Source organism: Legionella navarrensis (assembly GCF_052527415.1).
Genome location: NZ_JBNVZR010000026.1, coordinates 23,465 through 31,290, shown reverse-complemented (window position 1 = coordinate 31,290; position 7,826 = coordinate 23,465). Strand labels below are relative to the sequence as shown.

Here is a 7,826-nt window from a genome sequence, read left to right as displayed (position 1 = left end):
GCCCACCCTACCCCAGGATTGAATATTGATAAGGCACTAGCTTCTACAACTATCTTCTATATGAATTATTGTCCATATTATGGCCATGTGATACAATTCGTAGTCTTTAATTAAGCAGTTTTTGCAAAATGGATAGTAACTATGTATGAATATCGCAGGCAAGTATATTTTGATACGCTGACCGAAGCCAAAATGGCCTTGTTGGTAAGAGCCTCAGATTCCACCTTTGCTGAAGCCGAAAAATTACCCCTCATTGAAGCGCTGCAGAAATCCATCGAACAACACGATAGCAGGGAAAAACTGCTGACAATCATCCATGAAACAGGCAGTCCCGCTCTTCGGCAATGGATGCAGCCTACACTTGATATTGTCGAGCGCTCTCTTTTTGGCGTCTTGCCCTGTAAAGTTATTAATGAACACCCGCTTATTGGTGGAAGTGAAACATTCATCAGTGCGAATCTGTTTTTAAATCCTACCGACAGGATGGTTGATGTCCGCAATAAAGTCAGTAAGGTTTTGCTGACAACACTGGAATATTATCAGGACAGACTTTCCCTGGAGGATACCAGCAATGTTACGTGCTATTTTCTTCGATTTGCCTTTCATGTGGTTTTCGAATTGAGTGCCGCTACTGGTGACACTGCCTACCCTGGCTTATTTTATTTAGAGGATGTTAATGCCGGGCTTCCACAAGATGAAAAAATCTCTCCTGAAGCCCTGGAATTAAATCTGACGCAAGCCAGGCATATCATTAATTTAACCATAAATCGCTTAAAATCCCCGCATACCCGGCATTATGAAGTCATGGCCATTCATACTCAGTTTGCCTATTGTGTGCAAAGAAAAATACCCCTGATCGCCTCCGACGATGCTATCGATGAAAGCAGCAATCCTGTGTCTGGCAGGATTCTTGAGGAATATAACCAGAATCACAATCCTGTTGATATGTCAGAGTTTTTAAGGCAGATGCGTTTGCCCGATGATACGGGTAATGAATGCCGCCAGTTTGTCAGCGACACCATGATGTATAAGAAGGATTTTTATTTTTTTGAGCCTGATCGTGGCAGGGGCGAGCCGGATGCAACGGTAAAAACCAACACCCTTGGTGTTATGCGCTGTAAGGTTCCAGCAATGCAGGCAAAATTACCCTCACTCGACTTGCATGCTCCGTGGGTAGATTGGACGCAATGCCCGGCACGTTATTCCTCCTCCACATTGGTAGCGGCTTTTGTGCGCCACGAAACGCCATTTATATCCAGCTACTCCGGAACCATCTCGCTGCTCGCGGGCCTTATGATAGCAACAAATGCGCTGACTTATGATGAGCAAATAATCTATTGTACCAATGGGATTGGATACATTGCAGGAAGTGGGTTGCATAGCCTGCACGAAATCATTGCCCCACTTGCGCATTGCCTGAATTTACTCTCCAACAAAGATTATCCCGTTGACGCGCTGCCCTCCGTTGAGCATTACAAAGCGCCCCAATATTACAGCTTTTTTCAGCGTATGATGGAGATTGATCCCCAGTTCGCAGTACTGCGTTCTCATTCATGGGCTGCCTTTATTGACTGGTACCGTACTGTTTACATTCCCAATGCTGAAAACACACCCTTCAAAGTAATATTGACCAAGCTTGTTGAACGCTGTTTGCGGAATCCTGAGCCTGAACAAATCAGTTTTTTAAGCGCACTGTTACATTCGCCACTGGAACCAGAGTATTTTACAGAATTTGATCAAATAATCGCGGCGATTTATCAACAGCATAAATTAACACTACTCCCGTTGCTCCATTCCATCTGCGGGCCCTCTGTGAGTACAGTTTCATCTTCCTCATCGTCAACTGCTTATGAGCGTGCTATTGAATTGATTAAAAGACAAGTCACGATTGATGCACAGTTACAGCGTTTTTTTGAGGGATACAAATCTTTCCGTTTTTCTTATTCCAATGGAACGTTATATTTGGTCTCAATTAAAACGGAAGGTGGCTATCGCCGCTGCAATAAACCATTGTATAAACAATCGACTACGATTCACCTGGCCATGCAAAAAGCAGGCATTTCTCCGGAAGTGATTAGCGGGATCATGCAGGTTGTGAAAAACACTCCTATCAGGGAAGATAGTCTGAAGTTTTCTGATGAATCGATAACGCATCCTTTTGTTGAAAGCCTTTTGGCGAATAATTCCTCAGAAAAACTTCATTTTGATTGGAAAAAACTAGTTGTAAAAATAACCAGATCCCGGTCCAATACCGTATTAAAAAAAGATGATGAACGACAACATCTCGTATTTCACAATACAGGCACTGACAAGGTACACAAGATAAAGACATTGAGAAAAAATTTATGGGATGAATTGCAGGAGACAGCAAAAGAGGAAGCCCTGTTCAAACTTATCAACAAAAAGACGATTAGGATTGAAAATACAACGGATTATGTGGAAATAATCATGCCGTTTTTAGGCCGCCCCTTGAGTGAATTAACGCATCTGCATGGTACGGAGCAATGGGACGTGATAAGGGAAAAAGCCGCCAATTTAGTGAAGTCCCTGCACAGAGAGGGATATGTTCATGGCGATATCAGCCTGCAAAACTTTCTTCTGAACGCAAATGGTGAGCTTTTTTTAATCGATTTTGAGACATCAAGAAAGATAAAGCCTTCAAAGACCGCGTGCAGACTTAAATTGTTTTCAATCGACTTACGACACCATGGTATCAATCCGGAACAGTATACTCCAGCAGATGAGTTGCGCATGCTGACAGCGGTGTTTAATCAGGTTTGTGTCCAACCTGATATGTCGGACAGCGCGACGCCTGAAAGCCTGGGCATTCTTTAATTGTAACTCCCCAGGTACGTCATCCTGAGCGTAGCGAAGGATCTCAAACTGCCCGGAACCGAGCCAGATTCAGGAGATCCTTCACTTCGTTCAGGATGACGTGAGTACGTATTGGTTACCTTAAAACCAATCTTATCCACAACCTTGGGAGTTACCTTTAATTTTTATAAGTTTTTATTTTTGACTGAATTGGAATGAAATCAAAATGCTGTCTCGATTCTGTCGAGCAGCATTCATCATAGGTGTTATCTACACAAAGGAAAAACTCAGTGGCTCCATATCGCTGCGCATTATAGACAGCGTCTTTAACGGAAAGGAAGTGGCATAAATGATCATCCTTTCGAATATATCGATCTGAATTTTTAGATACTATTTCAACAATATATTTGTTTAATTCATTGGGTGAGTAAATGAAGGCAATGGCTATTGATTTGGTTTGAGCTTCATGGATTAATTCCTCACGGGACAGGTTCATTTTTAACTCCTTAACAACCAGGATTTTAGCTATCTTCCTGAAAATAATTTCAGGTTTCTTATAGTGTAGTTAATGAAACGTATTTGTGATTAGGTATTGTGTATTAAATTGCATAAATTTAAATCATGGTCTATGCTCTTAACGGTGCAATTTTATAAGGATGATGAAATGAATGCTTTTAGAAAATTTTTTTTAGTGGCTGTATTTTCCCTGTTTAGCATGGCAGCAAATGCAGGTAATACGATAGTAGATATCGCTGTCGGAAATAAGGACTTTTCAACCCTCGTATCGTTGTTGCAAAAAGCTGATTTGGTTACGGCTTTACAGGGTAATGGTCCTTTTACCGTTTTTGCTCCAACGAATGAGGCATTTGCAGCCATACCCAAAGCAGATCTGGACGCGCTCCTTGCTAATCCAGAAAAGCTTAAGGCGGTATTACTTTACCATGTGGTCAGTGGTGACGTTACCTCGGATCAAATTAAACCAGGTATGGTCAAAACACTGAGCGGCCAGGACGTTGATATTACCGTGAAGGATGGTAAAGTATACGTCAATAATGCTGAAGTTATCAAAGCTGATGTAAAGGCTTCAAACGGTGTTATTCACGTCGTAGACAAGGTATTACTGCCTAAATAAAAACTCCTTAAAGATGGTGCTCGTTCAGGAGCGCCATCTCTCTATACAGACCATATCGTCAGCCCGAAAACCAGACCTTACTTCGTCAGAATAAATATCATTTGTTGATCCGGCATTCATTGACATGTAATCTCGGCAATGTCTATCCAAAATCAGAGAATTAACGTGTATCAATTCAATATTTATTCCGCGGCTCTTGTGATCATCTATTTAGCCCTTTTAGCCACCATGGAATATTTTTCATATCGGTTTTCGTGGGAATATATATACTTCAGCCTTCCTTTGATCGCTTCTTTCGTGTATTGGTCTTTTAAAATGAGGCCTGTATGTAACAAGCCTGATGGCTCCTTAACAAAACGAGAAGGATTTAATCGGGATTTTTTCTTAATTAGTTTTAGTTTTATTTCAGGTCAACTTTTATCTTTACTGTTACATTATAATAACAGTGACGATCATGCCTTGTGGCCCATATCTTTGTATTTAATCACGATTTTTGGAATGTTATTTGCCTTTGTTTTTTCTTTTGTTTCCATGATGTTGAATAATCACAGTAAATACACCTTTTTTTATTCGCTTACTATTGTATTCTTTCTTATATTTACCAGCCTGATGATGCGCATTGATCCCCTCTCTTTTTTTGCACAAACTGAAACGTTTTATATGTTATTTCTTATTTTAATCGGGGTTCATTTATTGATATGTCTGACTTTTAAAATTTCACTGAAAAAATAAGGTTGGACACTTCGCCAACATAATGAACCCACGTCATCCTGAACGTAGTGAAGGATCTCCTGATTTTGGTTCAATGCTAAACCATTTGAGATCCTTCGCTACGCTCTGGATGACGTACCTGGGTAGTTACAAAAGGATTTTAATATGATAAAACCTGAGCAGTCAGGCTGTTGTGGTTTATCAGCAAGCGTAAGTAGGGCGCTTGTTGCTTAAAAAATTTAATAACTAAAAACGAAGGAACGAAGGCATGAAAGTTAAAATTCTTGATCATGAGAACAATACGCTATGGAAAAAAACGCTTGACCGGCCTGAATACGATGATCTAAAGACCTTTTGTAATCGAACCGGACCTGATGTACCTGGCTGGCAGATGCTTATTATCCCCACAAGAACGGATTCCATGAAACATGCCGCCATGGATTGCCTGTCGCCTTTAATCATTAATACTCTTTATTACGAGGGCTGGCCTTCCGATCGCACCTTTAGGCAGAACCTGGAATTTATTCCGGCTTTTTTTTTGGAATTACTAACCCTCCCTGTAAGATTAATAACCCTGATACCGCGAGCGCTTTATAATTTAACGCAACCGGTACATCCCTTGCGCGTCTGGCTTCGTGCGGAAAACGTACCCGAAGAATATGTAAGGGGAGAGAGCATAAAAATGTTATTGCAGAGTGATATAAAAGGTGAAGAGTGCAATACTAAAATAGACTTTTCCGAAGAGAGGAATTGCAGAATAGACACAATGACAACGCGTTTTTATAAAAAGGAACGCCCATTTAACGTCAATTTCAGCAAACCATGCTTTCTTTTTCGTCCAGGCGAAAACAGCAGAAGAAACTATACCGGTGAAGAAGAAACAAGAGAGGTGATAATTCCCTTTGCAAACCAGCCATAGTGGCTACGGGGCCGTTTTTCAGGCATGTTGGTGTTGGCTCAACAATGGAGTGTCTCGCGAGCTTCGTTGTTGGGCCGAGGCCCAACCTACGCTTACTGTCTATTGTTTCTCCAGCCAGACTTTAATGTGCAGGCAGGTTTCATCAATAACTGAAAGGGCCTGGTGATACAGGGCATCAAATAATTCACGCTCACCTGTTTTCCAGTACCGTTCAACGTACTGGCAGGCGTATTTCATACGGGTTGTTCCGATATAAACCGCGCCTCCCTTGATTTTATGAGCCAGTTTTTCAACGGTCTCGTAATTCCTGTCTGCATAGGCCTGTTTCATGGCGGTTAAATCTTTCGGCATTTCTGTGTTCAGCATCATGGTTAATAATTCAATCACCATGGCCTGGTCGCCACAGTTTTGCAAAGCCTGCCCGGTATCAAGAAGAGCAAACTGGCCGAGCTGAAACAGTTCTGCGTCGCTGTCAGGCAAGTCGCGCCATGGGGTCTGTTTTTCAACTGGTGGTGCTGCCCGTCTTGCTGGAATAAAGTTTGCGAGCATGTCGGCGGCATGCGCCCTGGTCAGCGGCTTGGTTAAGACTGCATCCATGCCAGCTTCAATGCAACGCTGTTTGTTTTCATCGCCACCATGAGCTGTCAGGGCAATAACGGGGATCTCGCTGGTCTCTGGCATGCCACGCAGATGATGCGTTACCTCATACCCATCCAAACCCTCCCCAAGGCCAATGTCCATGAAAATCAAATCGTATTTGTTTTTCCTGCATAAGGCCAGAGCATCCATACCATTTGCGGCTACATCAACATGGCAGGACATCGCTGATAGTAATGTTTTTGCAGCCATCTGGGCAATGCCATTGTCTTCTACGACAAGTATTCTTGATGATGAATCCGGATTTGGTTCGTCCAGACTCGAAAGGGCGGCCTGTTGTTTAATTGGCGTCATCCATGATTTATCTATTTTCAGTTCTTCATCGCTATCCACGCCTGAACTGTCATCAAGCAGAGATTCCTGCAAGGGGATGAGACAGGTAAAGCAGGTTCCTTTTTGGGGTTCGCTGCTCACGTAAATTTCGCCACCGATTTCATCAATAAATTGCTTCACGACAAACAATCCCAGTCCGGCTCCTTTGTATATACCTTGATAGGATGGGGTCAGCCGTTTGAACTGGAGATAAATTTCCTGTTGTTTGTCTTTGGGTATGCCCATACCAGTATCCGTTATCACCATTTTGATAACCAGTTGAAGATTTTCACGTTTCGCCAATTCAATTTTAACTGTGACAGAACCCATATCCGTAAAATTAAGCGCATTGCCGACCAGTTCCAGTGTTATACGGTGCAGCCTGATTTTATCGCCAATTACAAAACGTGGTAATGCAGGATCCAGAGTCAGTGTCAGGTCAATATTTTTTTCGTGAGATTTTGCAGCATACAAAGCCATAATGTCATTAAAGGTTTTGCTTAAATTGAATTTTCTTTTCAGAACCGGTATTTCACCGGAGCTTACACGCACAGCCTCGAGGACCTCGTCCATCAAATCCAGCAGAGCATGACTTGATGCTATCAGATTATCAGCGTATTCCCTGATGCGAGGCTCCTTTGACTCCATTTTTAAAATCTCAGAAAAGCCCACAATACCAGACAAAGGAGTGCGGATATCGTGGCGCATATTTGCTAAAAACTCTGTTTTCGCCTGATTCGCGGCTTCCGCCATGTCCCTGCTTTCCTTCAACGCGGATTCCAGCTGCTTACGCTCGGTTATATCAATAGAGATACCAACCATACCAACAACGCCATGTTTTTTATTAAATAAGGGAACGCGATGAGTTAAGAAATGAATAGTTCTTCCATCGATGTGCTGAATAGGGGGCTCTTCTATATTTAATCTGGGGCGTCCAGTACGGATGACCTCCATGGTGTCCCTTTTGAATGTCTGAATCGCCAGTTGAGGCCAGTGCCCCAATTTTCCCATTGCCTCAAAACTTAAGCCTTTAAAATCGTCAATGGATTTCAACCCAAACATATCCAAAACATTTTTGTTACAGCCCGTTGCTATTCCATTCCTGTCCAGCCAGTAGACGTTGCCGGGCATGCAGCCAATGATGTTTTCGTAGTAATAAATGATGTGTTCCAGCATATTTTCTGTTGTGAGGCTACCGTTTTCAATGCTTGATAGCAACGCCATGTCGGTTAATAATGACTTTGTTTTATCACCAGGTCCCTTTGATTTCATGCGTCGTAA

The 7,826-nt window shown here is 42.3% G+C and carries 5 protein-coding genes; 3 read left to right on the top strand and 2 right to left on the bottom strand.

The genetic code is table 11. The features are described from left to right. Positions 1–141: 141 nt before the first annotated feature. Positions 142–2,835 carry an RIO1 family regulatory kinase/ATPase domain-containing protein gene (locus ACQUTA_RS12155; RefSeq protein ID WP_444988527.1) on the top strand — a complete coding sequence of 898 codons (2,694 nt, stop codon included), beginning with the start codon at positions 142–144 and terminating at the stop codon, positions 2,833–2,835. 157 nt (positions 2,836–2,992) lie between these two features. Here the strand turns inward: ACQUTA_RS12155 and ACQUTA_RS12150 are convergent, their stop codons facing one another. Then, positions 2,993–3,310: a DUF6482 family protein gene (locus ACQUTA_RS12150; RefSeq protein ID WP_444988526.1), complete on the bottom strand. Its 318-nt coding sequence runs from the start codon at positions 3,308–3,310 to the stop codon at positions 2,993–2,995. A 168-nt stretch (positions 3,311–3,478) separates the two neighbouring features. Here ACQUTA_RS12150 and ACQUTA_RS12145 point away from each other — a divergent pair, with 168 nt between their 5' ends. Both ACQUTA_RS12145 and ACQUTA_RS12140 read left to right on the top strand, forming a co-directional pair. Continuing rightward, entirely contained in the window at positions 3,479–3,946 is a 468-nt protein-coding gene (locus ACQUTA_RS12145; protein WP_444988525.1) for a fasciclin domain-containing protein, read from the top strand. A gap of 979 nt (positions 3,947–4,925) precedes the next feature. Continuing rightward, positions 4,926–5,576, top strand: coding sequence for a hypothetical protein (locus ACQUTA_RS12140; protein WP_444988524.1), 651 nt, complete (start codon positions 4,926–4,928; stop codon positions 5,574–5,576). Between the two features lie 99 nt (positions 5,577–5,675). On the opposite strand, the gene ACQUTA_RS12135 is transcribed toward ACQUTA_RS12140, so the two are convergent. Then, positions 5,676–7,817: an ATP-binding protein gene (locus tag ACQUTA_RS12135; RefSeq protein WP_444988523.1), complete on the bottom strand. Its 2,142-nt coding sequence runs from the start codon at positions 7,815–7,817 to the stop codon at positions 5,676–5,678. Positions 7,818–7,826 lie beyond the last annotated feature (9 nt).